Genomic DNA, 25,251 nt, shown 5'->3' with positions numbered 1-25,251 from the left:
CATTGTTCACTTATAAAACATAAAACGTTAGGTTTTTAGTCTATCATGAATATAAACCATGGGCTATAAATATGCTCACCAACGTATTTCCATATTAATTAGAGCTTGTTTTTTAGCAAACGTTCGTTTTTTTAGACATAAAAAGAATCATCCTGATTCAGAATGATTCTCTCATATAGTAACTTCTTTTTAAGAAAGGTGCACACCTTTTTCAACCAAGGCTTCCAATTCAACAAGACGGTCTTCAAAAACTTTGAAGGCAGCATCCAAGTAGTCGGTATTGGTCATATCAACACCAGCTTTCTTGATGACTTCCAAAGGATAGTCTGAGCTTCCCGCCTTAAGGTAAGTAAGGTAAGCTTCCTTATCTTCTTCAGTACCATGAACAATTTTTTCAGCCAAGTAGCTTGCTGCCGCAAACCCTGTAGCGTATTGGTAGACATAGTAATTCATGTAAAAATGCGGAATACGTTCCCACTCAAACTGAATTTCGTAGTTATCTTCAGCTTTGAGATTATAGTATTTCTCATTGAGATCTGCGTAAAGCTTATTCATGAAGTCGGCTGTCAAGATTTGACCAGATGCATCTGCTTCATGGATAGCATGTTCAAACTCTGCAAATTGTGTTTGACGGAAGACAGTTCCCTTGAAACCATCCAAATAGTGGTTAAGAATAGCAAAACGTGTCTTGTCATCTTTGACCTCTTTAAGAAGCGTTTCTGTCAAGATATTTTCATTGGTTGTAGACGCAATTTCCGCCAAGAAGATTGGGTAATCTCCGTAAACATATGGTTGAGTCTGACGTGTGAACGTTGAATGCAAGCTGTGGCCAGTCTCGTGAACCAAGGTAAAGAGATTGTCCAGAGTGTCTTGCCAGTTCAAAAGCATGAAAGCATTGGTATCATAGGCACCGCCTGAGTAGGCACCTGAGCGTTTTCCTTTGTTAGGGTGAACGTCAATCCAACGTTCCGTAAAGGCTGCATGAACCCCTTTACTATACTCTTCACCAAAGATTGCCAAGACTTCTTCTGCTTTCTTGAGGGATTCTTCATAAGTAAGAGCAGTTTCAGTCTCAGAAAGTGGTGTGTAGACGTCATACATCTTAAGCTCGTCAAGCCCCAAGACCTTCTTACGCAAATCAAGGTAACGGTGCAAAAGTGGCAAATGCTTATTCACTGATTCCAAGAGTGAGTCATAAACACTCTCTGGAATAAAATTAGCCGCAAGTGCTGCATGACGTGCCGAATTATAGTGACGAACTTTGGCTTGGTAATTGTGAACCTTAACAACGCCTTGAAGTGTTTGTGCATAGGTATGTTGGAACTGCTCGTAAGTACCGTACATCGCTTCATAAGCACCCTTACGAATGTCACGGTCCTTAGATTCCATGAGGGTGATAAAGTTACCATGTGTCAACTCAACCACATCCCCTTGGCCATCTGATACCCATGGGAAGAGGATATCAGCATTATCCAAGACATTAAAGGTATCCGTTGGACCGTTGAAAATATCACCGGCTGCTGCCAAGAGTTCTTCAGCTTCTTGAGAAAGAACGTGATCCTTGTTGGCCAAAAGACGTTCGAAATAGTGGTCATAAAGTCCAAGACCTGGCTCTTGTTCTTTAAATTCAGCTAATTTCTTATCATCCAAGGCCATAAATTCAGGCTCAAAGTAAGCAAAGGCTTCACTCAACTGTGAATAAAGGTTTGAGGCCTTTGCTTGGTACTCTTGATACAGACCTACTGTTGTGTCTTGGTCATTTTTCATTGACGCATAGACATAGATTTTCTCCAAGCGACGCATAAGGCTCATATAAAGTTCTGTTGCCTCAAGCAAGTTCTTAGCAGAATCTAAGAGATGACCTGCATAAGCACTAGCCTTCTTCAAATCCTGAACAGTGCTTTCATATTCGGTTTCCCAATCTGCATCTGTCGCAAAAATGGTCGTCAAATCCCATGTGTATTTTTCTTCTAAATGAGTACGATTGTCTGACATAATATTCTCCTTAATTGTGTCTATTATTTTCTATTTTAGCATAAAAGGTGGGAGGGTAGAGAGTTTGTCGATAAGAAAAATGCCTTTTTCGATAATATTTCTTAAAAAGCTTTTCAAAACCTTCAAGTGACTGTCTAATTTGTACAAAACCCTGCCTAGATTCAGGAAATCTTACTTGTGGGAAAAAATCCTGATCAGACAGACATAACAAATTCATTCCCCTAAGATAGGCTTCTTCCTGCCTTCTCATCCACCTTGGATTTTTCCCCATTAATTCTCGTTGAATTACATGTGAGACTTTCTTTCGCTGAGTCACTTGATAGGTCTCAACCCTCTCTGCTTGATAGGGAAAACGTAAAACCGTCATGAGATTCTCTGTTAAAGACCAGGCCTTAGTTAAGTAATAGACTTTCCCAAAAATATCCTCATAGATGAGATACTTAAGTCTAATTTCCTCTTTCTGCCAATCAAGCTCCCATAGATGAAATCCTATCTTAGCTGTAAAATAGAGAAAGTCCCGCTGTAAGTTTGTTAAACGTCCATTCAACCAGAGTTCCTCACCTAAAAGCCAACGCACCTCATAACCTGCTTGCTGATAGGCACGTGTCCTCTCTCTCAAACGTTGCTGAGATAAACGAGAACACTGGACTTCTAGGGCTAAGGAATCGCCAACAAATAAATCTGCAATCTGGCCTAACTCAGGCAGAACCTTTTCAATACAAACTTTTTCACCATGATTAACCAAGGACTTATATAATACCGCCTTAAGGGATAGATGCTGGGCTGATTCATTTTCCGAGAAGAACTGACAATCTTGTAAAGACTTATGAGCAAAATGCGGACACATTACCTGCCCCTGCCTCAATAGGACTCTACCTTGACAGCCTGGACAACGATAAGTTTCCTCGCGATTTAACTCAGTTTCAAGTGCTGAAACCAATTTCCCTTCCGGATTTTTTGCAATTAACACGACACCCTCCTTCATGCACTCTCTTACTTATTCGCAAAAGAATTCACAAAATAAAAAAACATCTAGATGACTCTAGATGCGTCCCCCATTCAAACTGAAACTTGCTCCCTGCTGTATGGAAACATAGGTTTATAGGTGTATTGCTTACCTTGGGATACAAGTGCCGCTCAGTCCATTTGATCTCTTTTCAACAATCCCAATACCTAAAGGAAAATCCCCCAACTTTCCTTGGTACCAGGACCTTGAAAACAGTTCCTATCCTACATAACCATTAAAAATAGCTATTGTAGCATAGACAGATGCTCTCACAAACATCTGGTCAAATTCCGTCACTGAAGCATCATCCCAATATGCTTATCACCCTTTTGTTCCGCAATCCCACTAAAAACTTAATCCTTGAGTTGATAATGAGATAAAACAATTTTTAGACTTTTACAAGTTAAAGTCTTTATTTACTAACATTGAACCACCATTTCCCTAGGTGCAGTTCAATACCAACAAACGCAAAACCGTGTTGGTCCAAAATGGTTTCTAGTTAAGAGTATCTTGTGATTGATAGTCAGTCAATCTGAAGAACTTTCCCTCTAGCTTCTTTACGCAGAACGTCATACTGCTTACAAGATACTATTTCCTAGAAGAGTATTGGCTAAAAAAGCCACTCTCAAAACATACCACCTATCAGTCATTAGGTTTAGTCCACCTTCTGATAGGTATATTAGCAGTTACTGCTTTATTTTCTTTCCCTCTTCGCTTTTGACGATTAGTCTCTACCGATTCTGCTGTTTTTGAATCTGTCGTTTGCTCTACACGGATTAAAAATACCGCTAGCTCCCACTACGATGATGCTGATGTTTTAAATCGATTAATCTAATTTTTTGCTGTTTAAATCTTCTCTTTTTTAAATCATCACAATGAAACATTGGAATTTGATAACTTAGAATTCCAGATTCTAAGCTAGTCTTTTTTGACCAGGGAGTCACCCTGCCAAAAAACAAACTCTTCCTAACACAATCTATTATACTGTATTATAATTTTTTGTCAATTAATTTATTTCATATTTTTTGAAAATAATATTTAGACCCTTGTTTTTTACATGGTTAGCTATAGAGAAAAGCCTATAATATAGGCCTTGTTTGCAGTTTTGAAAAAATTAGAAAATGTATATCATTTTTTCTTTTTTGAGTCTAAATCAAGTAGTTTTACTAAATGTCAGAAAATTTCATCTTTCTTATTTCTAGCTATCTTGATTCTTCCAAACTAAAAAAGCTAGGAAAATTTCCTAGCTTTTTTTGTATTATCTTAGTGTTTACGTTTGTAAGTTGAGATACCGAACAAGGCCAAAGCTGATGTCACCATAGCTGCACCTGCTGCTGCAGAAGCTGCTGTTGATTTTTCACCAGTAACTGGAAGAGCTGGAGCTTCTTCTTTTACAGGTACTGATGTTGGTGTTACAGGTTTACCTGGTGTAGGTTCTGTTGGAGTTGTTGGTACTTGAGGTTTTGGTTTCTCAGTTGTTTCTTCAACAGACACAAAGTTTTTGTGGTAAGTAACTGATGCTGAAACAGTATTTGGAAGAACTGGTTTATTTGGTTCTTCTGGCAATTCAGGAACAACTACTGTTGAGTTAGTTGCGAACCAGTAAGCAGTTGGAACGTTAAGGTTATTTCCGCTTACGATGAAGTCCATTGGTTCACCCTTGAAGATTGTTGCAGCTGCACCGTAGTAGGCATTCTTCGTACGAGGTGTTCCATCTGGGTTAATCGCATCCCAACCTTCATCTGTGACTTCACCAGTTGTTGGGTCTACTGTTGGGTCACTGTTAAAGCGTGAACCGTTAGCCACGAATTCGTTATCGTTTGTTGCATAAGCATAACCATCCTCATGCAAAGTGATAGATGAACCAGGAATTTGAACGTACTCATTACCATTCAAACCAACTTTTTCAATGTGGTTTCCAAGCTCAGTGTTCCAGTGGTTAAGTGATGAGATACTCAAAACTGAACCATTTTTAGACAAATCAAGTGGTGTCACTGATGACTCAGAATCAAAGAAGTTCAAGTTCATCTTAACATGAAGTTTTTTGTTAGTGTCGTCAGTTTGTGAACCAATGAAAAGTGTCTTCGTGGGATCGTGGTACAACTTAACAATGGCTGAACCATCTGTACTTGGTGTTTCTACCAAAGTGTAAGTTGCAACGATTTTCTTAACTGGAGTACCATTGAATGATGTTCCGTTTAGATTGTTGTATGTTACAGTCAACGTTTGACCTGTAGCCATTTTCAACCATACATCTTCAGTATATTCACCATCAGCATTGATAGTGTACTGTGTACCGTTAGCTGCACTGAAGTCACTTGGAATGTAACGAGATGTGTTGAACTGTTCAAGGATTTCATCTACTGAGTGACCTGATTGGATTGTTTTATCCAAGTAGTCAACTGAACCTGCTGAGTTTTCAACAGTCATAGTAGAATTAGATTCTGTTTTATAAATCAAGCCAGTGGCATTTTCAGCCAAGCCCTTTGTCAAAAGACGAGCTGTTGTTCCACCAGTATATTCCTTGTATGATTTTTCCCAAGCAGCATAAGCAAGAACGTCTTGGTAGTATTTGTCCAATTGTGTTTTGTAATCTGCAAGTTTTTGATTATATTCTGAAACCGCAGTTGTCAAAGCTGTTGTTTGAACTTTGTTGTCATTGTTAGCAGCTTCGACGCTAGTGTGTTTCACACCTGCTTCTTCTGTAGCTGTGAATCCTCCTGTTGCAACAACATTTGCTTTAGCAGATGTAAGAGCTGCATCAGCTTCTTCACGAGTCAATTTATTTTCAGAAACAATTGTATTTGAAGCTTCTTGAGCATCTTTAGCTGCTTGATCTTGAACAGCTTTAACATCAGCAGAATCTTTTGATGCTGCTGCAGTCGTTGTTGCAGCTTCAACAGCGTTATTGAAGTCAGGATTTGAAACTTCAGCAATAGCTTTAGTTGTTGTTTTTACAGTAGTATCTGTTTCAGTAGTAGTTTTTTCTTCTGTTCCAGGTACTGTAGTGACAACTGCTGCATCACCTGTTGTTTTAACAAGATTAGCACTTGATTCTGCAGTCGTATTTGATACGGTTGCATCAGTATCAGTAGTTGCTGTTACATCTTTAGCTTCATCCGCAGCTGCTACGCTTGTAGCCGCGAGTCCTGCAAGCAATACGCTTGAATACAATGTTGTTTTAAATGGATTGACTTTCATTTACACTTTCTCCTTCTTGGTTAACATTTTATTAACCTATTTTCTTCACCGTTTAATATACTACCGTGATTTTCAAAATTTGGCAATAGTTTTCTGAAAAAAATATTATATATTTGCTACATGTTTTTAAAGTTTGACACACTTTTGTTATAATTTAACCATTTCTTTACAATTAATTGTAATTCGTAAGGGGTTCATAGAGTTTTCACTTATTACTTTCTTACAGCCGTTCATTTTTTTCTCATAAAGGACTGTTTCTAAGATAGCATATGTTTTCTACTATATTCGGGTTATCATGAAGTGACCTCTTCATTACTAAAAACACATAAAAAACACCTTCAAGACCTTGACTTTAAGCGTTTTTCGTAGTACGCTTGAAAAAAATGTTAAGAAAGTTGGGGGACTTTTCAATGACAAAAAAAGAAATGAGATTGCTGATTCTTCTTGGGGTTAGTTTTATATTAGCAAACCTTGTACTTCGTTTGCTTCTTAGGCCTTTGCCTGAGAATATAGGTTATCTCATTAAAACGCTTGGCCTTATGTGTCTATACTATTTCCTCGTACAGAGACGCCTTGGATTAGAGATCAAATCGACTAAAAAGATAAGTTGGTCTGAAACCTTAGGGGTTTGTTGGTTTCTTCTTTTGGCAGATTTCTTCTATGTTTCTGCGGTTGCTTTTGGGATCAGTAAAGCACCTCACATGATAGGAACTGCCTTGGTTATTGCCTTAGGAGCCGGGTTTTTTGAGGAATATTTTTTTCGTGGACTTTTCCTTAAACTCGCCTTCCAAGATGGTATTAGATCTTCAAAACAGGTTTTAGGAGTCGTTTTCTTATCTGCCATAATTTTTGGACTAGCCCATCTTGGAAACCTCACTCACCAGCCCTTGAACGCTACCTTGTTCCAGGTTTATTATGCGACAGCTATAGGCATATTCTTTGCTGCTATTTACCTACGTACTGGTAGCCTCTGGTGGACTATTATTCTGCACTGTTTGGTTGATTTTGCCAGTGTCCTTCTCTCGCAATCAACACAGGCTGCACCAGCTACAAGTATCTGGCATTTCATTTTCTGGCTACCTTTAATTGCCCTAGGACTCTTCCTTATTCGTCCTAAAAAATTGAAAGCCATTAGATATCTTAATGACTAGTATTTCAAACTGCATCCCACAAGTTAGATTTTTGGTGTCTAACCTGGGGATGCAGTTTTTCATTTATCAGCACCACATTCTTACAACTTATCTCAATTTCCATTATTACTCCAAAAACGATTTAATCATAGAAATTTCATATCAGGTCTTCATCTATTCCTATCAGAATTTTGCTGATTTTAGACTTCTCATTTTGTTATAATATGACCTACAATCATATTTTTTTAAAGGGGATGCTTATGAATTTTCAACAATGTCGCTATGTTCAGACTATCGCTGAAACAGGGTCTTTTAGTAAGGCTGCTAAAAAACTCTTTTTGACTCAACCTAATCTCTCAGCATCCATCCGTGATTTAGAGGAAGAACTTGGAGTCCAACTCTTTGAACGTTCCAATACAGGAGCTAAACTAACTGATGACGGTCATGATTTTCTCAAATACGCCAAACGTATTCTTGGAGAGCTAGATCTACTAGAAGGACGCTATCGAAAATCCTTTAAGAAATCATTCACTGTTGCCAGTCACCACTACGATTTCTTGTCACTTCCCATGGCTCACATTGCCCAACGTTTTCGTAGTGATTATCAAGAATTTCAACTGATTGAAACAACAACTAGGAAGATTCTCAAAAGCGTTGAAAGCTTCGAAAGTGATCTGGGGATTATTTATCTAGATGAAGATAACGACCATATCCTAGAACGCAGTTTCCAACACATGGATCTGACTTTCACCCCACTTGGAGAGTTTGAAACCAAGATTTTCTTAGGTCGCCAACATCCCCTAGCTCACAAAAAATCCCTCAATCTCAAAGATTTAGAGGGATACTCACAGGTCCGCTTTCGTCAAGAAAGCTCTGGAATTCATTTTGACGAAGATCCTCTCGAGGTTCTGCCTGACCAACAAGTGATCTACAGTAATGACCGAGGCAGTGTCATGAATTTGCTCTGTGCCTCAGATAGTTACGCTTCTGGCCTCGGTATTGTTAATAGTTTCATTAAGGACCAAATTGTTTTACTTCCACTGAAGAACAGTCCAAAGCACACCTTGGGGTTTGTGACAAATAATAAACAGAAACAATCCGCAATTATTCAAGCATTTATCGAGGAAATTCAGGATAGCTTACTACCCCACCACTAAGGAGAAGAAAATGGAATTTCAAACACTTAACAATGGCATCAAAATACCCGTACTCGGTTTTGGCGTCTGGCAAATTTTCGACCAAAAGGAATGTCAAAAAGCCGTTGAAGACGCTCTTTCTGTAGGCTATCGATTAATTGATACTGCTAGTCTATATCGAAATGAGGAAGCCGTGGGACGTGCTATTAAGGCATCTGGTATCCCTCGAGAGGATATTTTCTTGACTAGTAAAGCCTGGATTAGCCAGCTCGGCTACGAAGATACCAAATTAGCCCTAAAAGAAACACTTCGCAAACTAGATACTGACTATCTTGATTTATATTTGATTCATCAACCTTTTGGCGACTTACATGGTGCCTGGCGTGCTATGATTGAGCTTCAGCATGAAGGACTTATTAGAGCCATTGGGGTTTCTAACTTCTCAACAGGACGTTTGGCGGATTTTGCCTTGCAGACACCTGTCATTCCAGCGGTCAATCAAATCGAGTTGCATCCCTATAAACAACACAAACTTATCCAGAAAGCTGATAAGGAATTTGGTACCCTAACACAAGCCTGGGCTCCTTTTCACAGAGGAGAGGATGGTATTTTTCAGGACTCAACTCTGACTGCTATCGCTGAAAAACATGGCAAGACAGTCGCTCAGGTCATCCTCAGATGGCAAACCCAACAAGGCATTCTGACCATTCCTAAAAGTACCCATATCGAACGAATGAAGGAAAACTTTGATAGCTTTGACTTCCACCTAGACCAAGCAGACCTTGATGCTATTAGTAAACTAGACCGATACCCAAATGCTTATGGTCCTGATGAAAGTGTAGAACGCATTAAACATTTATTGAAATATAGTGTATAAAAAAACGAGTTCAACTGAACTCGTTTTCTTATACACTAGCTCCTCTTGGGACTTTCTTTAAGTAGTTACAGACCTTAGGGGACATTCTTCAATAGATAATTTTCAGTTTTAAGGAATCAGAACTCCTAAGTGTTAGACTTAGAAGTGTTTCAAGCGCTTTACTCACAACCGAAGATTAGTAAAAAAACAGTTTAGCAATTCTACGAATTGGAAAACTGTTTTTATATGATATTTTACCCAATCACACTTCCATTTGGAACAGATGGATCCACTGTCAAGACAGTGAGTTTGCCGTTATGTTCAGCAGAAAGAATCATACCTTGGCTGACATATTTCTTCATCATCTTACGTGGTTTAAGGTTAGCCACGACTTGAAGTTTTTTGCCGACCAATTCTTGTTCGTTTGGATAGAATTTAGCGATACCTGAGAGGATTTGACGGTCTTCTCCGTCGCCAGCGTCAAGACGGAAGCGAAGCAATTTGTCTGAACCTTCGACTTTTTCCACTTCTTTAACTTCAGCGACACGGATTTCAACCTTGTCAAAGTCGTCAAATTTGATTTGGTCTTTTTCAGACTTAAGTTCGACCTCTTCTGGGTTCCATTCTTTCTCTTGAGGTTTGCCTGCATTCATTTGAGATTGGATGTAGGTAATTTCTTCGTCCATGTCAAGACGTGGGAAGATTGGAGTTCCTTTTGAAACGACTGTCACATTTTCTGGGAAGCCTGAAAGTTCAAGATTTTCAAGGTCAAATGCTACTGGCAATCCAAGTTGTTCCATAATGGCATTTGAAGTTGTCATCATGAATGGTTGGATGAGGTGGGCTACCACACGAAGGCTAGCCGCCAAGTGAGCCATAACCGCTGCCAATTGTTCCTTGTCACCATCCTCTTTGGCAAGTACCCAAGGAGCTGTTTCATCAATATACTTATTGGTACGTGAAATGATGTTCCAAACGGCGTCCAAGGCACGTGGGAAATCTACAGCATTCATTTGTTTATGGAATTCTTCAATATTTTCAGCCACAACCTTAGCCAAATCAGCATCAAAGTCTGTAACGTTCTCAACATAGGCAGGCACTTGACCACCGAAATACTTGTTAATCATGGCAACTGTACGGTTGAGGAGGTTCCCAAGGTCATTAGCCAACTCGTAGTTGATACGAGCCACATAGTCTTCTGGTGTGAAGGTCCCATCTGAACCGACTGGCAAACTACGCATGAGGTAGTAACGGAGTGGATCAAGACCAAAACGCTCTACCAACATTTCTGGATAAATCACGTTTCCTTTAGACTTAGACATCTTACCGTCTTTCATGACGAACCAACCGTGGGCAACAAGACGTGTAGGCAATGGCAAATCAAGAGCCATAAGGATGATTGGCCAGTAAATTGAGTGGAAACGAAGAATATCCTTACCAATCATGTGGATAATTTCGTGGTTTTCATCATTTTGCCAGAACAAATCAAAGTTACCATGCTCATCCTGACCATAACCAAGGGCAGTAATATAGTTGATAAGGGCATCAATCCACACATAAACCACGTGTTTTGGATCTGACGGTACTTTTACTCCCCAAGTAAAGGTTGTACGTGACACAGCCAAATCTTCCAAGCCTGGCTCGATGAAGTTTTTAAGCATTTCATTCATACGACCATCAGGTTGGATAAATTCTGGGTGTTCTTTAAAGAAGGCAGTCAAACGGTCTGCGTAGTTGCTGAGTTTAAAGAAATATGATTCTTCAGAAACCAACTCTACTTCATGCCCTGATGGAGCTACCCCACCAATGACATTACCTTGCTCATCACGGTAAACTTCTTCCAACTGACTTTCAGTGAAGAATTCTTCGTCTGAAACTGAGTACCAACCTGAGTATTCACCAAGATAGATATCTCCTTGTTCCAAGAGACGCTCGAAAACTTGAGCAACAACTTTTTCATGGTAATCATCAGTCGTACGGATGAATTTATCGTATGAGATATCCAAAAGTTGCCAGAGGTCCTTAACACCAACAGCCATACCATCCACATACTCTTGTGGTGTGATTCCTGCTTCTTCAGCTTTTTGTTGAATCTTTTGGCCGTGTTCATCAAGCCCAGTAAGATAGAAGACATCGTAGTTCATCATACGTTTGTAACGTGCCAAAACGTCACAAGCAATGGTTGTATAGGCAGAACCAATATGTAATTTACCAGATGGGTAGTAGATAGGTGTTGTGATGTAGAATGTTTTTGTCATTTTAATTTCCTTTCATGTGTTAACAAATGGGCTAACACTGATGATATAACATCTTATTATAGCACGTTTTGGACACTAAAAAAACCAGACTAGCTGGTTTTAAATAATATTAATTTGCGAGGAACATAAGATTCACTTTGAATGACATTCGCAACTTAAAAGCTTAATATTAACCTTTTCAACTCCCTATCCTTCTTAGAGAATTTATCATAGTCAGATTGTAATTTTTCCTCTTTTGCTTTGGACAAGCGTTTGAAGGTCCGCACAGAATGAATTTCCCCATCTCCATCATAGCTAATAATTGTTAGTCTGTCTCCTATTAACTTATAACGATAAGTCCTTTTCAACTCTGATTTATACCTTTTTCTATATTCTTTTATGTCTCTCTCAATTCCCGACTCAGTTTTAAGAGGAGCACCCTTATAGTATTTTCTTAGAAGCTTACCAACCATATCTTCATATTCTGAAAGTGTCCAAGTATGCTTAAGACTCCTTGACCAAGCGTCACAGTCGAAATTATAACCAGTCATATAATCTATCTTATAAACATAGCCTTCGCCATTACTTAAAAAATAATCACATGTTTTTAAATGATTGCCTCTTACTTTAACAAAGTCTCGAACATATATATCGATGGATTCATTATACTCTAAAACATCAACCATCTCTTTCTCATCTTTGTCATAATAATAGTGAGATTCAATTAGATAGGTTCCCTCAGGAATTTTACCTCTTTGCAGGTGTATAAAGGCGTAAGAACCTAAGGAAAGTGCCAATAGAAGTATTGTCCCAACTAGAGAAACTATTATGATTTTTGCCTTCTTAGACAATCCTGTTTTAGGAGTCCTAACTTGTGAAACTGGTTGTGTCACCTGTTCTCTGAGTTGAACTTGTGGCTTGACTTTCTCTACCTTAGGCCCTTGAGAAATAAAATCGCCACTAGCTTTAGCCTGTTGGATTTCTTCCGCTGTCGGTTGTCGATTATTGATTATTTCGAAATAGTCTAACCACTCTTTTTCATTCATGATAGTACCCCCTTCCCATTTCTACTTTCATTTTACCAGAAAAATACCTTCTTAAACGCTTTTCATAAAAGAAAAAACCAGCTAGGCTGGTTAGTATTACAATCAATGTTTCTTGTTACCTGGTTTGGTATCATGAAAATAGCTAGTATCTAGTTTCTCTGCGTCCTTATATAGTACAGGTGAATAAATACGTTCCTCCATCAGATTACCCAGTTGATCGTATTTATAAATTGTCAATTTTTTATAGTGTTTAGGACCAAATTGCTGATAGTTTACTCTTCCTTGGAGAGACTCACTGTACTCATCAACGATTTTATTTTTTAGAGTCGCAGAATCAGACGCTGACATTTGCCTACCAGCTGCAAATCTGCTGTCAACATAAGATTCTACTTCTTTACGATACTCTGCAAGAGTTTTTGTCGGTTTAAGCGTTTGGTGAAAAGCTTCAACATGGAATTCGGTTCCTATCTGATAACCAGCTAGAGAGTCACTACTTAACGCTCCTTCTTTAGGATAACTATAAAACTTCAAAGTTCTCCCCTTAACCTTAACAAAGTCTGCAATCCCATCTCCGTAAGTATCATGTTCCCTATTAAATGCTTCCTCATCGTATCTAGAAGAACTATAAATATGAATAGATTCAAGTTGATAGGTTCCATCAGAAATTTGATTAGAACCATATACACCCAACAATACAAAACCAGTTATAAGGGCCATAGTCCCCCAAATAATTGAGATGGTAATCAAAGTACCTTTCACACCCTGAAGCCCATCCTGATTGTCAAGCTGTAAATCTTGTTGAGTCATAATTTCCTCTTTTCCACTTAAATTTATTTTATCTGGTATCAAAGAAAAAACCAGCTAGGCTGGTTTTAAACATTACTAGTTTTGAAAGAGCTTTTTATCAGCTCTAACATCACGTTCATAGTCATAATCTAATTTCTTCACGTCATCCTCTGATAGGCGTTTGAAGCTTCTTTCTTCTGTAAGTTTACCTTTCTTATTATAAGTTGTGACGATTAATTTATCACCCTTAACCTTGTATCGAACGGTCTCTTCGAGAGATTCTTTGTAGGATTTAACGTAAATCTTTTTACTTTCATCGTTATCAGCCTTAGTTCGATATTCACTTATTTTGTATTGATTATCTACTGCCTGGTCAATGACTTTCGTATATTCAGATAGTGACATGTTTGGTTTAAGCGTTCTAGACCAAGCATCTGGACGGTATGCTTCGTCAGTATCATAGTCTGTAAAGTCAACCAGATTGTTCCCGCCAGCTAAGGTATAAAAATAAAATTTAACATTGTTCCCTTTGACTTTAACAAAATCATGAGCCTCTAGGCCACTTTCCTTGAAAGATTCCATACCATCAACCATTTTCTTCTTATCTTTATGGTAAAAGCGATAAGTTTCAAGTAGATAGGTTCCTTCAGGTATTTTACCACCTTGCAGGTGCATAAACGCATAGCTACCAAATGAAAGTGCCACTAGGACAATCGCTCCCACCACAGAAGCAATAATAATTTTAGCTTTCTTAGACAAGCCTGTCTTAGCAGGAGCAACTTGTGAAACGGCTTGTGTCACTTGATCACTCAACTGAGATTGTTGAGGATTAACACCCTCGTCCTTAGACTCTTGAGAAATAAATTCCCCATTAGCTTTTGCTTGTTGGATTTCTTCCTCTGTCGGCTTACGATTATTGATTGTTTCGAAATAATCTAACCACTCTTTTTCGTTCATAAAAGTCCCCTTTTTCATTGATATTTCCATTCTACCAGAAAAAAGACTCCAAAGCTATTTGACTATTTTCATAAAAAGAAAAGCGGTACCAAGATGGAGTTTTAGCTCTCCTTCTTGTACCACTTTGCTCATTTACATCATTGGCTGATTAAATTTTATCAATGCCTTTTTTGCTGCTTTTACTATCGTCAGAGCCTGATTTAGAACCACTACCATAGTCATCGCTGTAACCATAACCGTAGTCACCTCCATAACCATAATTAAAGTAATCCTTATACTCGTCGTACTGATCACTATAAGTCTTCAATTCTTTCTTATAATCTTTAATTGCATCCTTATAATCATCCCAACGCTCTTCAGCATCCCCCTTACTCATACGCTTAAAAGTAACACGGGATTGAAGCTCTCCATCCTTGTCATAAGTAGATAGCGTATACTCGTTACCTTTTTTGACGTAAGTTCGTTTTTCTTTGAGAGATTTCTTGTAAGATTTTACAGATTCTTTAACGGCTTCTTTTGTAGCGTCTTTAGTGTAAAAAGAATAATCCTTAGACATATCTTTCATGAAGTCTTTGACTGTAGATTCAAGCTCTTCAACTGTTAAAACTTCTGTCTGAGTTTTATTCCATGGATCGAACTGCTGAGGGATTTCATGTTCATACTCTAACAAGCTAACATAAGGTGATTTATTGTCCTCGAGATAAGAATAGTATCTAGATCTATTATTTTTTACTTCTACAAAGGAGTAGACATCATCAAATTCATCGAAAGCATTTACCATCTTATCTTTATCTTCATCACGATAAGAATAGGCCACTACCTCATATGTTCCATCCGCAATCTTACCTGACTGATAACGCCATAATGAATAGCCACCAACAGAAAGTAAAATCACTGCCACAGCACCCAAGACTGATGCTAGAATAATCTTGGCTTTTTTTGACATTCCTTTTTTAGCAGGTACGACTTGTTGGAAGGTTGCTGTTGTTTGGGCAAACTGAGGCTGTTGCGTCATAGAAATAACAGGTTCAGCTGGTTTAATATTTCTTGGCTCATTAGCCTGTCCAGTTGCTCCAAAGACATTAGGTCGTTCAAGGATAAACTCGCCTGCTGCTTGAGCTTGAGATAACTCTGCGGGAGTTGGTTTACGACCGTTGACTAATTCAAAGTACTCAATCCACTCTTGCTGGTTCATAATAATCTCCTTTTTTATTGGTCTACTGTTCTATTGTACCAAAATAAATGGTGAAATAGTATTTGACAATTATCATAAAGACTGTAAGGTTTTTTAATAAAACATTTGGCTATGATTCTCGATAGTAAAGAGGTGCTTGGTCGGTAAGTAGTTCAACGCCAGATGAGAAAATCACTTTCCGTTTGCCAATCAAATCTACTCTCTTTTACAAATTTATATGCACCTTCGTAATCTAAATGAAGGTCCTCTGCCTCACTCGAACTCAAACGCTCAAAAACTCTTCGAGAAGAAATATTTCCGTTCGTATCATAAACATTTATTGCGAAGCCTTTAGGTCTTTTCTCGTAAGTACGTTTTCGTTTCAACATTCTTTTATAATCTTCAACACACTCACTAGTAGAAATCTCTCGCCATTTTCTAAATTGACCACCGTCTTTATTGAACTTTTGAAGATTAGAATGAACCTTATTCCCATATTCTGAGGGTGTTAAATCCTGTTTCAAAGTCCCAGTATGTGGGTCAAAAGTCTGTGGAAGCTTTTCATCGTGCTCAAATGGTGAGACAAAAGGTTCCCCATCCCCCACAAAAACATAATAAAATTGAGATTTCATATTCTCAACAACTATAAAATCCTCATATAAGCTATCATTATTCTCTCCTCGCTCAGTCCAATTTATCAATTCATTGGAATATGCCGATTTAGCCTCATATTTTACCATCTGATAGGTACCATCTGGAATATAGTTCTGTTGATACTTCCAAAATCTTCCCTCTCCTATAGCAATAAAAACTGTCGCAACAAGTCCTAGAAAAACAATAATCCCAATCTTCCATTTTTTTGCCTTAGTCATACCTCTCCCCTTCATATTAGCCTACTCTTTAATACTATTTTACCAAAAATAGAGAGGAAATCTGTGACTTGACTACCAAAGAAAAAGAGGTTGAGAACACATACTCTCAAACCTCTTTTCATCTATTTACTTTTTAAGATCCTCAGCACCTATAACTGGGTATTCGGTCAATCCTGACGCTGTTTCTTCTTCAACCTTGTTTGTTTCCTCTGATTTTTCCTCAAAGTCAACTTTAAGTGCATCTTTTTCATAAGCATTAATGATATCAGCTACAACTGGGTGACGTACGACATCGCTAGCAGAAAAGTGAACAAAATCAATAGCCTTGATTCCCTTCAATTTCTCCATGGCATCGACAAGACCAGATTTAACACGACGTGGAAGGTCAATCTGGCTCATATCTCCATTGACAATCATCTTAGAATTAAACCCAAGACGAGTCAAGAACATCTTCATCTGCATGATGGTTGTATTTTGCGCTTCATCAAGGATAACAAAGGCATCTTCGAGGGTACGACCACGCATATAAGCAAGAGGGGCAATCTCAATAATTTCACGTTCCATTAGGCGAGTCGTTTGCTCTTTGCCAAGAATTTGATAGAGGGCATCATAAACTGGACGAAGGTAAGGATCTACCTTTTCCTTGAGATCGCCAGGCAAAAAGCCAAGACTTTCACCTGCCTCAACCGCCGGACGCGTTAGAACAATACGTTTAACTTGGCCACGTTTAAGAGCTGTAACTGCAAGGGTAACCGCTAGAAAGGTCTTCCCTGTACCGGCTGGACCAATCCCAAAGACCACATCATGATTTTTAATGCTATCAACATAGACCTTTTGTCCTAAAGTCTTCACTCGGATAGGCTTACCACTATTGTCCTTGATAATCTCTTCTTCATATAAAGCAACAAACTTATCAATTGAACCATCTTGAGCCATGGTCAAGGCTGCGACAACATCTGATGTGTTGACTAGCATTCCACGCTCCACTAAAACAAGGAGGGCTTGAATGGTCAAGCGAGCCAATTCAACACTTTCCTCGTCATCTCCAAGAATCTGCACACGCTCTGTTCGAGCATGAATGATAACATTTAGGTTTTCTTCGATAAGTTTTAGATGGCGCTCATTGGTTCCAAAAAGTGATAAGACATCATCTGGGTGATTTAGGGTAATTTCAACAGAATACTCTTGCAAATAGAGTTCCTCTTTCTTAAGTATTTTTATCCATTATATCAAAAAAATCACGCCAAGCGTGACTTTTTATTATTCTGACTTATTCATTAAATGACACGTGAACGTGGTCATAGTGGTTTTCAGTAACGCTACCACGGTCAGGCATTTGGTTCCAAGTGTTAGCTGGTCCGTAGATATTATCTACTGGTGCGTAGAATTGTTGTCTGTAGATGACATATGAGATACCTGCATTTGAGATATTGTCTACAGCATATTGAGCGACTTGATTACCAACTTCTGAACCAACTGGTACCATAACATCAACGGCAAGTCCTTTACCATGGTCTTGTGGGTCACCTTCACGGTAACCACCGATGTCAGTAAGACCGAATTGTGCTGCTACATCTTGACGGAAAGCTTCAGCTTGTGGTTGAAGGTGTGGATCCGTTGGAAGTGTATTTGTTGATGCAGGTTGTGCTGCTGGTGCCTCTGAAGCCGCAGGTGCTTCTGATGCCACTTCTGATGTTGTTGCTGGTTCTACCGCTGGCTGTTCTGCTGGTGCCTCTGAAGCTGCTGGTGCTTCTGAGGCAGCTTCTGATGTTGCTGCTGGCTCTGCAGCTGGTTGTTCTGCTGGTGCCTCTGAAGTTGCTGGTGCTTCTGAAGACGCTTCTGACGTTGCTGCTGGAGCTTCTTCTTTTACTTCAGGTTGTGCTGGTGTTTCAGCAGCTGGAGTAGTTTCTGCTTCAGGTGTAGCTTCTGCTGACGCCGTTACATGATCGATAGCATCAGCAACTGGTTGTTCAGTTTCTGCGTATGCTGGTGCTTCTGATGCTGATGCGATAGCTTCTGTTACTTCTGAAACAGCTTGAGTTGATTCTTCTGTAGCAGGTGCTTGAGTAGCTGTTGTGCTTACTGTTTCAACTGGAGCTGTCAAGTCCGCTGCAACTACAGATTGACCATTTACAGTCACTTCGTTAGTTGTCAAATTAGCTTCTGCAACTACAGGTGTGGTTGATGTTTCTGAAGCTGGAGTTTCAACTCTAACAGAGACTGCTTGATTATCAGAATTGTAAGTTGCTGTCAAGACTGTTCCAGGGAAAATCAAATCAATGTTTGTAATTTGATTGATGTTAGCCAAAACGTTCACATCAATACCCATAGCTTCAGCGATACTTCCCAAAGTATCACCGTATTGAACTGTATAAGTTTGTTGGTTGTCACTTACAGCGATATCTGCTTTGATTTGATCTACTGAACGTGCTGCCCAGTTTGAAGTTTCATCGGCATGTACGTGACTTGCAGCAAAAAGTGAAAGTGCTGCGGTCGAGTAAAGAAGAGCCTTTGTTGTTTTAGATTTTGATAACATGTATAATTCATTCCTTTTTAACAATTTTAACATCTACAATAATATCACACTTTTTGTCAAAAGAGGGGTGATTTACTACACTTTAAAGCAATTACTAACTAGTTGTAACAAGCCTAATTTATTGAAAAAAAGCTGATATATTTGTAAAAAATTGTAATAATTCATCCCATTTCAAATGGTAATTACTTTTTAAAGAAGATGCTAAAAGTCATTATGCTTATCGTAAACTTAGTCACTATTAATGGGCTAGATAATCTTCCCAAATCTGGTCAAACTGCCCTAGATTAAAGGAAAAGCTAGCTTGATCTTCCAAGTAACGACTGACTTCTTCAAAGTCATCGGTATGCTTCGGGAAGGTTGAATCTTCAAAAGCCAAATCAGCCAAGATTGCTACTGGTTCATTGGATTTGGGATTACGCTGAGCCATCAGCCAAGTATAAAAGGATTTTCTCACGCCTTCTCCTAACCGATTAATTCTGTTCCAAACTGATCTTGTTTGATTTTTTTTGCCTTCATCAGACCACCTAGAGCCTTCTTAAATTGACCCTTAGAAATACCGAAGGTTGCCTTGATATCTGCTGGTGATGACTTGTCATTAAGTGTCATAAAGCCACCATTGCTCTCTAAATAGGTCAAAATCATCTGAGCATCATTTTCAAGCATTTCAAAAGAACGTGGTTTAAGAGAAAGATTGAGGGTCCGGTCAACCTCTCTGAACCCAATCACACGCGCTTCAAGGACCTGACCTAAACGTGGCTCTGCATAACGTTCTGATGGATGGATGAAACCAAGCATGTTATTCTCTGGCAAATAAACAAAAGTTCCTGACAATTTGAGACGGTATGCAATAGCTGGCCATTTTTGGTTTTGCATATTATCGTAAGCAGGTCCAGCCATACGTTGAAAGACCTCAGGTTCAGCAGGAAGTCCCCAAATACGGTCTTTTTTGTCAACATCGAGTTTGATGTAGAGTTTATCCCCCTTCTTAGGCCAAAGCTCTTTGAGTTCTGGCAAAACATCGAGAGAGACAACAATCTCCTTATCTGGAATTCCTACGTCTACAAAGACACCCAAATCCTTACGAACTTCAGTGACCTCTCCCCAATCATAAGAATCGCGAGTTGCCTTGATTTCCTTTTGAGTCAGACGTGATTTTTGCTTGCTATCTGTATAGGCGAAACCTGTCACCATGTCACCAATGGCGTATTTCCCTTCTTCTTTAGACAAGGCAAAAGTCACACCGTCCTTTTGTACAAAGTAAAATTTATCATTTTCATCAGTTACTAGGGCAGTAATGATCGTTCCAAGTAATGTATTCATCTTTTTCCTCTAAAAAGAGAGTCGGACAAGGAAGCTAACATAGTCCATGCTCTTTTGCTTCTGTCCCACTCTCCTTATTTTTCTATTGATTAAACAGTAAGGAGTTCTTTTTCCTTTTCTGCTGTCATGCTGTCAATCTTCTTAACAGCGTCATCAGTTGCTTTTTGGATATCTTTTTCCAAAGCTTTCAATTGATCTTCTGTGATTTCTTTGTCTTTTTCTTGCTTTTTAGCTTCATCCATTGCATCACGACGGATGTTACGGATAGCGATTTTAGCATTTTCACCGACTTTTTTCACTTCTTTAGCCAACTCTTTACGTGTTTCTTCTGTAAGTGCTGGGATAACCAAGCGCACAACAGAACCATCATTAGCTGGGTTGATTCCAAGGTCAGATTCATTGATAGCTCGTTCGATATCAGCAATTGAACCTTTATCAAATGGTGAAATCAAAAGGACACGTGCTTCAGGAACCGTGATTGAAGCCAATTGGTTAAGTGGTGTTGGAGCACCGTAGTATTCTACAGTGATGCGGTCAAGAAGTGAGGCATTGGCACGACCTGCACGGATAGAGCCAAATTCACGGGCCAATGACTCGTGTGAGTGGGCGAAACGTTCTTTTGCTTTTTCAATAATTGCGTTTGTCATAAATTCTCTCTTTCTTACTTGTGTGATTCTGCTTTGTTAGATACAGTTGTCCCAATTTGCTCACCAAAGATAACACGTTTGATGTTTCCTGGTTCGTTCATATTGAAGACAACAAGGTCAATGTCATTATCCATTGAAAGGGTAGAAGCTGTGGCATCCATAATTTTCAAACCACGTTTGATAACTTCCACGTGTGTCAATTCATCAAATTTGACAGCATCAGCGTTTTTACGAGGATCGTCATTGTAGACACCATCAACGCCGTTTTTAGCCATAAGAATAGCATCAGCTTCAATTTCAGCTGCACGAAGAGCCGCTGTTGTATCTGTTGAGAAGTACGGTGAACCAATACCTGCTGCAAAGATAACAATACGACCTTTTTCAAGGTGACGAAGGGCACGACCACGAATATAAGGCTCTGCCACAGATTTCATATCAATCGCTGTCTGAACACGTGTATCAACACCGAGTTGTTTCAAACTATCTGCCATAACAAGGGCATTCATAGTTGTTCCAAGCATTCCAGTATAGTCCGCTTGAACACGATCCATTCCTGCTTCAGCTGCAGGTTCCCCACGCCAAAGGTTACCACCACCGATAACTAGAGCAATTTGAATACCTGAATCCGCTACCTCAGCAATTTCTTTAGCCATAGCTTGGACAGTTGGAAGATCAATCCCAACACCTCGTTCACCAGCTAGAGCTTCACCTGAAAGCTTAATGAGGACACGTTTGTATTTTGGTTCTGCCATGATTTCTCCCTATTAACTATTTTGTTTTATGATTTAATTCTTAGCTGAGATTCATCTTTCCTAAGTCGTCAATTACCATCCCTTTAGGGTGGTTAAGGGGCTTATTCGAGCAACTCCTTTTTATGATTAGGATAGGAAAATATTTTCTTTTTTTGCAAAGAAAACACTAAATCTTCATCCTTACTATTCTATCATAAATTAGGGTTTTCACCTAGTCAAATATTTAAAAAATATCCTTACAAGATAACTGTAAAGGTGATAGTGTCATTTTTATAAGAGGCAAAGATACGCCCCTTAAATAATTTGACCATACTTTGAGCCATGGACAGGCCAATGCCAAAACCTTTGTGTTCTTTGTTATTATGGGATTCTTCAATACGATAAAAACGCTCAAAAAACTTGCTATAGTCAACAGCCTTACCTTCTTTATAGGTGTTTGACACTTCTAAACGAGCCCGTTTTCGCGTTCTTCCAATCTGACGAAGTCTTACCGTAACTGTCCCTTCTGGATCACAATACTTGTTAGCATTATCCACAAGGAGAGTCACAAGTTCAAAGAGAGACTTCTCCTCTGCTTTCACATGAATATCCGGTGTGATGTCCATGACAAAAGATTTACCATCTCGAACGACAGGTCCCTTAAAGTCCTCTGCTGCATCCTCAGTAATATAGGAAAAATCCACATCTTGAAGAACAATATCCGGCTGCTCCTCCAGACGAGATAGAGCTACCAGAGAATTGATTAGAGTGGTCAAACGTGCCACCTGGTCATTCGTTGACTTGGTCCATTCGTTCTCTCCAGTCATGAGTTCCTGTAGCTCCGTATTGGCAGAAATAATGGCCAATGGTGTCTTTAATTCATGACTAGCATTGGTAATAAAACGTCGCTGCTTTTCGTAGTTTCGAATGAAGGGACGAATGACGATTCCTGATAAGGCACTAACAATGACGACAAAAAAGATAAACCCAAACATTGATAAAAGGATAGAAAGACTGAGCAAGGCTTGGGAAGAATTGTAATAAGAGGTCGTGTCCAGGAAGACCACAAGAATCTTATTTTTTCTGACTTTGCTAACCTGATAACTCAGATTGATATTTTTTTCTCTAATTGTTCCAAGAGTATTCGTCATACGGCTAGCTGCAAGTGCATAGCTAACAGCTTCTTCATCATCTATTAAAGAAGTATGGCTGGTATCCTGACTGACCACTTTATCACCAGATAAGGTCACACTGAAAAAACGAAAACTATCCGATGGAATTTCATGCCCTTGATTGGTCTCAATTTTTTTAGTTTTTCCGAAACTACCATTATTTTCTGTAAGCGTGTTGAGAACCTTACTAATTTCCTGTTCTGTTTGAAAGGACCTCACAGTATTGATGATTCCCACTGTAAAAACCAAGATAAAGAGAATAGCCAAGGAAGCAATCGTAATAAATTGAAGTCGTAAACGTCTAAACATGAACTACTCCTCTCTAATTGGCAAAAAGGCAAAAGTCACCACCCTTTTCACCAAGAATGCTGATATCAGCCTGGATGGCTTGCAATTTCTGACGCAAATAGGAAATATAGACCCAGACAATCGATTCGTCCACATCTTCCTCATCATCCCAGATGGTCTTAAAAAGGTGCTCAGTCGTTAATTTCTTGGCAGGATTGAGCATGAAGTGAGCCATTAACTTGGTCTCTCTGCTCGAAAGTCTAATGGCGTTACCAGCTACCAACTCCTGTTCCTCCTGATCCAAACGTACAGAACCAAGTGTCAAAATTTTGGCAGTAAAGGTCTCACTAACACGACGCTCTAGCGAGCGCAAACGAGCCAAAAGTTCCTTAAGAGAAATCGGCTTGGTCAAGTAATCGTCTGCCCCAGCGTCAAGTCCTGTCACACGATCGTCAACTTCAGCCATGGCCGTCAACATAATGACATGCGTCGTATTCCCAGAGGAGCGAATCTCTTTCAGGGCCTCAATGCCTGTTTTGATAGGCATCATAATATCCATAATTATTACCTGATAGGCATTCTGTGCAGCTAGGTCAACTGCCTCTTGACCGTTAAAGGCCTGATCCACCTCATAGCCTTGATGCTCAAGAGCCGCCTTGTAAACTCGAGAAAGAGCTTCCTCATCCTCAACTAGTAGAATTTTCAGAGCCATTCTAGTCCCCTCCTTCTTGAATTAAGTTACGGATGGTCTGCATGGTCAAATCACATGAAGCTAATTCATCCGCACAGCGCTTAAGCTCACGGGTAATCATTTCTGAATTCTTGATATCGTGCTTGTACTTCATCTGATGTTCCAAACTGGCCCACGAATCCTGAGCGATGGTTCTAAGCTGGACCTCGACAAAATAGGTTCCTCTCTCATTTCCTAAGACATCTGGAAACTCGGTTTCTACTTCCAAAATGAGATGGTATGAACGATAACCATTAGGCTTAGCATTTAAAATGTAATCTTTCTCGTTGTAGATAGAAACACCAGGGATAGCCTTAATGACATCGATAGTCTTGTAAATATCATCGACAAAGCCACAAACAATTCGAATCCCTATACTGTCACGGATTTCCTTGAGGGCAGACTGGCTGGTTTCAGGCAAATTTTTCCGACGACACTTTTCACGCATAGAATCGCTCTCTTTGATTCGTGAAATGAAATGCTCATAGAGTTTGAAGCCTGTTTCTTTTTTGCTAGTAATATTAGCCACAATAATTGGGTCTGTTATTTCTTGTAAAATCTTGGGGAGATACTGAGCATATTCCTCATAAATACTTGGAGTTAACATATAAACCTCCTCTAATAGCGTTTCTTAATTATAGCATAGATAGGCTTAAAAATAAGGAATGAGTCAGACAAGAAGGACTCTAAAGCTAAGAAAAAAATCCAGCCGAAGCCAGATTCAATTTGCTTATCTAAGTTCAATTAACACAAGGCTATGCATCAAGTGGTTTGACAAAAGGCCAGTTACCTAGTTTGTGTGTTTCATAGGTCAAGACCTTATAACCACATTGCTTGTAGCCATTTTTCTCATAGAAAGGCACATTGTAATCGCGATTGGTAATCAAACCAAGACTGTGACCTCCTGTACTACGTACAAAAGGTTCAACCCCTTCAAGCAAGAAACGACTTCCTATACCTTTTCTTTGATAATCTGGAGTTACTGCTAACATCATCAGGTACCAATCGTATTCTGCAGAATCCTCCAGATGTCTTTCAGACTCTTCAACAAAATTAAAGTACTTAAACAACTTAGTGATGCTTATGAAACGGAAAAGCTTGGTCGCTCCGTTCTGGAGATAGTTAAGCATAGAAATCGTCTGATGCTGTAAAATAGCTGCCGCAACAATGCGACCATCCTTTTCAGCCACCAAACACGAATCCATCTTTATAGCTAAACGCACCAACATTTCCTGCAAGGCTAAGACAAATTCCTCATACTGTTCAGGCTTCTTTAAATTAGTGGCAATCATTGAAAGATAGGGATAATCTTCAAAGGCATCTGCACATACTTGTGCCACTTCCTGAACTTCGTCTAGTCTTGCTTTGCGATATTGCATCTTAATCTCCTAATCTGTCTGTTTTTTTCAGTATAACACAAAACGCATGACT

Annotated in this window: 22 protein-coding genes; 3 read left to right on the top strand and 19 right to left on the bottom strand. The window is 39.2% G+C overall.

All coding sequences use genetic code 11. From position 1 onward, the window contains the following. Window positions 1-189 precede the first annotated feature (189 nt). The 3 genes from pepF to HMPREF2637_RS06545 all read right to left on the bottom strand — a co-directional run bounded on the left by pepF (window position 190) and on the right by HMPREF2637_RS06545 (window position 6,202). Window positions 190-1,995, bottom strand: coding sequence for an oligoendopeptidase F (gene pepF / locus HMPREF2637_RS06555; protein ID WP_002885594.1), 1,806 nt, complete (start codon window positions 1,993-1,995; stop codon window positions 190-192). Window positions 1,996-2,005: 10 nt separating this feature from the next. Next, on the bottom strand, window positions 2,006-2,965 hold the full coding sequence (locus tag HMPREF2637_RS06550; RefSeq protein WP_064525593.1) for a competence protein CoiA: 960 nt from the start codon (window positions 2,963-2,965) through the stop codon (window positions 2,006-2,008). 1,299 nt (window positions 2,966-4,264) lie between these two features. Continuing rightward, on the bottom strand, window positions 4,265-6,202 hold the full coding sequence (locus HMPREF2637_RS06545; protein WP_064523782.1) for a GbpC/Spa domain-containing protein: 1,938 nt from the start codon (window positions 6,200-6,202) through the stop codon (window positions 4,265-4,267). A 410-nt stretch (window positions 6,203-6,612) separates the two neighbouring features. Between HMPREF2637_RS06545 and HMPREF2637_RS06540 the strand changes: the two genes are divergently transcribed. From HMPREF2637_RS06540 to HMPREF2637_RS06530, 3 genes are all read left to right on the top strand, one after another. Then, window positions 6,613-7,353 (top strand): CPBP family intramembrane glutamic endopeptidase, encoded by a 741-nt coding sequence (locus HMPREF2637_RS06540; RefSeq protein ID WP_064523779.1) that lies wholly within the window; start codon window positions 6,613-6,615, stop codon window positions 7,351-7,353. A gap of 239 nt (window positions 7,354-7,592) precedes the next feature. Then, window positions 7,593-8,489 carry a LysR family transcriptional regulator gene (locus HMPREF2637_RS06535; protein WP_064523775.1) on the top strand — a complete coding sequence of 299 codons (897 nt, stop codon included), beginning with the start codon at window positions 7,593-7,595 and terminating at the stop codon, window positions 8,487-8,489. 10 nt (window positions 8,490-8,499) lie between these two features. Continuing rightward, complete coding sequence (locus tag HMPREF2637_RS06530) at window positions 8,500-9,345, top strand: aldo/keto reductase (RefSeq protein ID WP_070839714.1); 846 nt, start codon at window positions 8,500-8,502, stop codon at window positions 9,343-9,345. 233 nt (window positions 9,346-9,578) lie between these two features. On the opposite strand, the gene metG is transcribed toward HMPREF2637_RS06530, so the two are convergent. From metG to HMPREF2637_RS06450, 16 genes are all read right to left on the bottom strand, one after another. Continuing rightward, window positions 9,579-11,582 carry a methionine--tRNA ligase gene (gene metG, locus HMPREF2637_RS06525; protein WP_064523769.1) on the bottom strand — a complete coding sequence of 668 codons (2,004 nt, stop codon included), beginning with the start codon at window positions 11,580-11,582 and terminating at the stop codon, window positions 9,579-9,581. A 155-nt stretch (window positions 11,583-11,737) separates the two neighbouring features. Continuing rightward, the gene (locus HMPREF2637_RS06520; protein WP_002890119.1) at window positions 11,738-12,607 is read right to left on the bottom strand and encodes a hypothetical protein; all 870 of its coding nucleotides are present in this window, start codon (window positions 12,605-12,607) and stop codon (window positions 11,738-11,740) included. 102 nt (window positions 12,608-12,709) lie between these two features. Then, entirely contained in the window at window positions 12,710-13,414 is a 705-nt protein-coding gene (locus HMPREF2637_RS06515) for a hypothetical protein (protein ID WP_050989605.1), read from the bottom strand. A 75-nt stretch (window positions 13,415-13,489) separates the two neighbouring features. Then, on the bottom strand, window positions 13,490-14,368 hold the full coding sequence (locus tag HMPREF2637_RS06510; RefSeq protein ID WP_064523766.1) for a hypothetical protein: 879 nt from the start codon (window positions 14,366-14,368) through the stop codon (window positions 13,490-13,492). 130 nt (window positions 14,369-14,498) lie between these two features. Further along, window positions 14,499-15,545 carry a hypothetical protein gene (locus HMPREF2637_RS06505; RefSeq protein WP_037599554.1) on the bottom strand — a complete coding sequence of 349 codons (1,047 nt, stop codon included), beginning with the start codon at window positions 15,543-15,545 and terminating at the stop codon, window positions 14,499-14,501. A gap of 152 nt (window positions 15,546-15,697) precedes the next feature. Then, window positions 15,698-16,396: a BAR domain-containing protein gene (locus HMPREF2637_RS06500; RefSeq protein ID WP_064525591.1), complete on the bottom strand. Its 699-nt coding sequence runs from the start codon at window positions 16,394-16,396 to the stop codon at window positions 15,698-15,700. Window positions 16,397-16,522: 126 nt separating this feature from the next. Beyond that, window positions 16,523-17,587: a PhoH family protein gene (locus tag HMPREF2637_RS06495; protein ID WP_064523763.1), complete on the bottom strand. Its 1,065-nt coding sequence runs from the start codon at window positions 17,585-17,587 to the stop codon at window positions 16,523-16,525. A 79-nt stretch (window positions 17,588-17,666) separates the two neighbouring features. Further along, on the bottom strand, window positions 17,667-18,932 hold the full coding sequence (locus tag HMPREF2637_RS06490; protein ID WP_064523760.1) for a LysM peptidoglycan-binding domain-containing protein: 1,266 nt from the start codon (window positions 18,930-18,932) through the stop codon (window positions 17,667-17,669). A gap of 238 nt (window positions 18,933-19,170) precedes the next feature. Further along, window positions 19,171-19,386, bottom strand: coding sequence for a YozE family protein (locus HMPREF2637_RS06485; protein ID WP_002885591.1), 216 nt, complete (start codon window positions 19,384-19,386; stop codon window positions 19,171-19,173). Window positions 19,387-19,394: 8 nt separating this feature from the next. Then, window positions 19,395-20,252, bottom strand: a complete 858-nt coding sequence (gene cvfB / locus HMPREF2637_RS06480) for an RNA-binding virulence regulatory protein CvfB (RefSeq protein WP_037599563.1) — start codon at window positions 20,250-20,252, stop codon at window positions 19,395-19,397. Window positions 20,253-20,341: 89 nt separating this feature from the next. Beyond that, window positions 20,342-20,899, bottom strand: a complete 558-nt coding sequence (frr, locus tag HMPREF2637_RS06475; protein ID WP_002885567.1) for a ribosome recycling factor — start codon at window positions 20,897-20,899, stop codon at window positions 20,342-20,344. 14 nt (window positions 20,900-20,913) lie between these two features. After that, window positions 20,914-21,651 carry a UMP kinase gene (pyrH, locus tag HMPREF2637_RS06470; protein ID WP_002885551.1) on the bottom strand — a complete coding sequence of 246 codons (738 nt, stop codon included), beginning with the start codon at window positions 21,649-21,651 and terminating at the stop codon, window positions 20,914-20,916. Window positions 21,652-21,887: 236 nt separating this feature from the next. Further along, window positions 21,888-23,111: a sensor histidine kinase gene (locus HMPREF2637_RS06465; RefSeq protein WP_064523757.1), complete on the bottom strand. Its 1,224-nt coding sequence runs from the start codon at window positions 23,109-23,111 to the stop codon at window positions 21,888-21,890. Between the two features lie 13 nt (window positions 23,112-23,124). Then, window positions 23,125-23,802 carry a response regulator transcription factor gene (locus tag HMPREF2637_RS06460; RefSeq protein ID WP_064523756.1) on the bottom strand — a complete coding sequence of 226 codons (678 nt, stop codon included), beginning with the start codon at window positions 23,800-23,802 and terminating at the stop codon, window positions 23,125-23,127. A gap of 1 nt (window position 23,803) precedes the next feature. Next, a complete protein-coding gene (locus HMPREF2637_RS06455; RefSeq protein ID WP_064523752.1) occupies window positions 23,804-24,427 on the bottom strand; it encodes a GTP pyrophosphokinase in 624 nt (207 codons plus the stop codon). 148 nt (window positions 24,428-24,575) lie between these two features. Next, a complete protein-coding gene (locus tag HMPREF2637_RS06450) occupies window positions 24,576-25,199 on the bottom strand; it encodes a GNAT family N-acetyltransferase (RefSeq protein ID WP_064523749.1) in 624 nt (207 codons plus the stop codon). Between the last annotated feature and the right edge of the window lie 52 nt (window positions 25,200-25,251).

Origin of the sequence: Streptococcus sp. HMSC065H07 (assembly GCF_001837325.1) — a bacterium.
Classification (GTDB): Bacteria; Bacillota; Bacilli; order Lactobacillales; family Streptococcaceae; genus Streptococcus; species Streptococcus salivarius_H.
The sequence above is the reverse complement of the archived record's forward strand: the minus strand, read 5'-3'. Positions and strand labels throughout refer to the sequence as shown.

What these genes read in the sequence shown, in the direction of transcription:
- pyrH (WP_002885551.1), bottom strand. Translation starts at nt 21,651, where the DNA reads ATGGCAGAACCAAAATACAAACGTGTCCTCATTAAGCTTTCAGGTGAA.
- HMPREF2637_RS06540 (WP_064523779.1), top strand. Translation starts at nt 6,613, where the DNA reads ATGACAAAAAAAGAAATGAGATTGCTGATTCTTCTTGGGGTTAGTTTT.
- HMPREF2637_RS06510 (WP_064523766.1), bottom strand. Translation starts at nt 14,368, where the DNA reads ATGAAAAAGGGGACTTTTATGAACGAAAAAGAGTGGTTAGATTATTTC.
- HMPREF2637_RS06505 (WP_037599554.1), bottom strand. Translation starts at nt 15,545, where the DNA reads ATGAACCAGCAAGAGTGGATTGAGTACTTTGAATTAGTCAACGGTCGT.
- HMPREF2637_RS06515 (WP_050989605.1), bottom strand. Translation starts at nt 13,414, where the DNA reads ATGACTCAACAAGATTTACAGCTTGACAATCAGGATGGGCTTCAGGGT.
- HMPREF2637_RS06490 (WP_064523760.1), bottom strand. Translation starts at nt 18,932, where the DNA reads ATGTTATCAAAATCTAAAACAACAAAGGCTCTTCTTTACTCGACCGCA.
- HMPREF2637_RS06465 (WP_064523757.1), bottom strand. Translation starts at nt 23,111, where the DNA reads ATGTTTAGACGTTTACGACTTCAATTTATTACGATTGCTTCCTTGGCT.
- cvfB (WP_037599563.1), bottom strand. Translation starts at nt 20,252, where the DNA reads ATGAATACATTACTTGGAACGATCATTACTGCCCTAGTAACTGATGAA.
- HMPREF2637_RS06530 (WP_070839714.1), top strand. Translation starts at nt 8,500, where the DNA reads ATGGAATTTCAAACACTTAACAATGGCATCAAAATACCCGTACTCGGT.
- frr (WP_002885567.1), bottom strand. Translation starts at nt 20,899, where the DNA reads ATGACAAACGCAATTATTGAAAAAGCAAAAGAACGTTTCGCCCACTCA.
- HMPREF2637_RS06535 (WP_064523775.1), top strand. Translation starts at nt 7,593, where the DNA reads ATGAATTTTCAACAATGTCGCTATGTTCAGACTATCGCTGAAACAGGG.
- HMPREF2637_RS06450 (WP_064523749.1), bottom strand. Translation starts at nt 25,199, where the DNA reads ATGCAATATCGCAAAGCAAGACTAGACGAAGTTCAGGAAGTGGCACAA.
- HMPREF2637_RS06545 (WP_064523782.1), bottom strand. Translation starts at nt 6,202, where the DNA reads ATGAAAGTCAATCCATTTAAAACAACATTGTATTCAAGCGTATTGCTT.
- HMPREF2637_RS06520 (WP_002890119.1), bottom strand. Translation starts at nt 12,607, where the DNA reads ATGAATGAAAAAGAGTGGTTAGACTATTTCGAAATAATCAATAATCGA.
- HMPREF2637_RS06460 (WP_064523756.1), bottom strand. Translation starts at nt 23,802, where the DNA reads ATGGCTCTGAAAATTCTACTAGTTGAGGATGAGGAAGCTCTTTCTCGA.
- pepF (WP_002885594.1), bottom strand. Translation starts at nt 1,995, where the DNA reads ATGTCAGACAATCGTACTCATTTAGAAGAAAAATACACATGGGATTTG.
- HMPREF2637_RS06455 (WP_064523752.1), bottom strand. Translation starts at nt 24,427, where the DNA reads ATGTTAACTCCAAGTATTTATGAGGAATATGCTCAGTATCTCCCCAAG.
- metG (WP_064523769.1), bottom strand. Translation starts at nt 11,582, where the DNA reads ATGACAAAAACATTCTACATCACAACACCTATCTACTACCCATCTGGT.
- HMPREF2637_RS06500 (WP_064525591.1), bottom strand. Translation starts at nt 16,396, where the DNA reads ATGACTAAGGCAAAAAAATGGAAGATTGGGATTATTGTTTTTCTAGGA.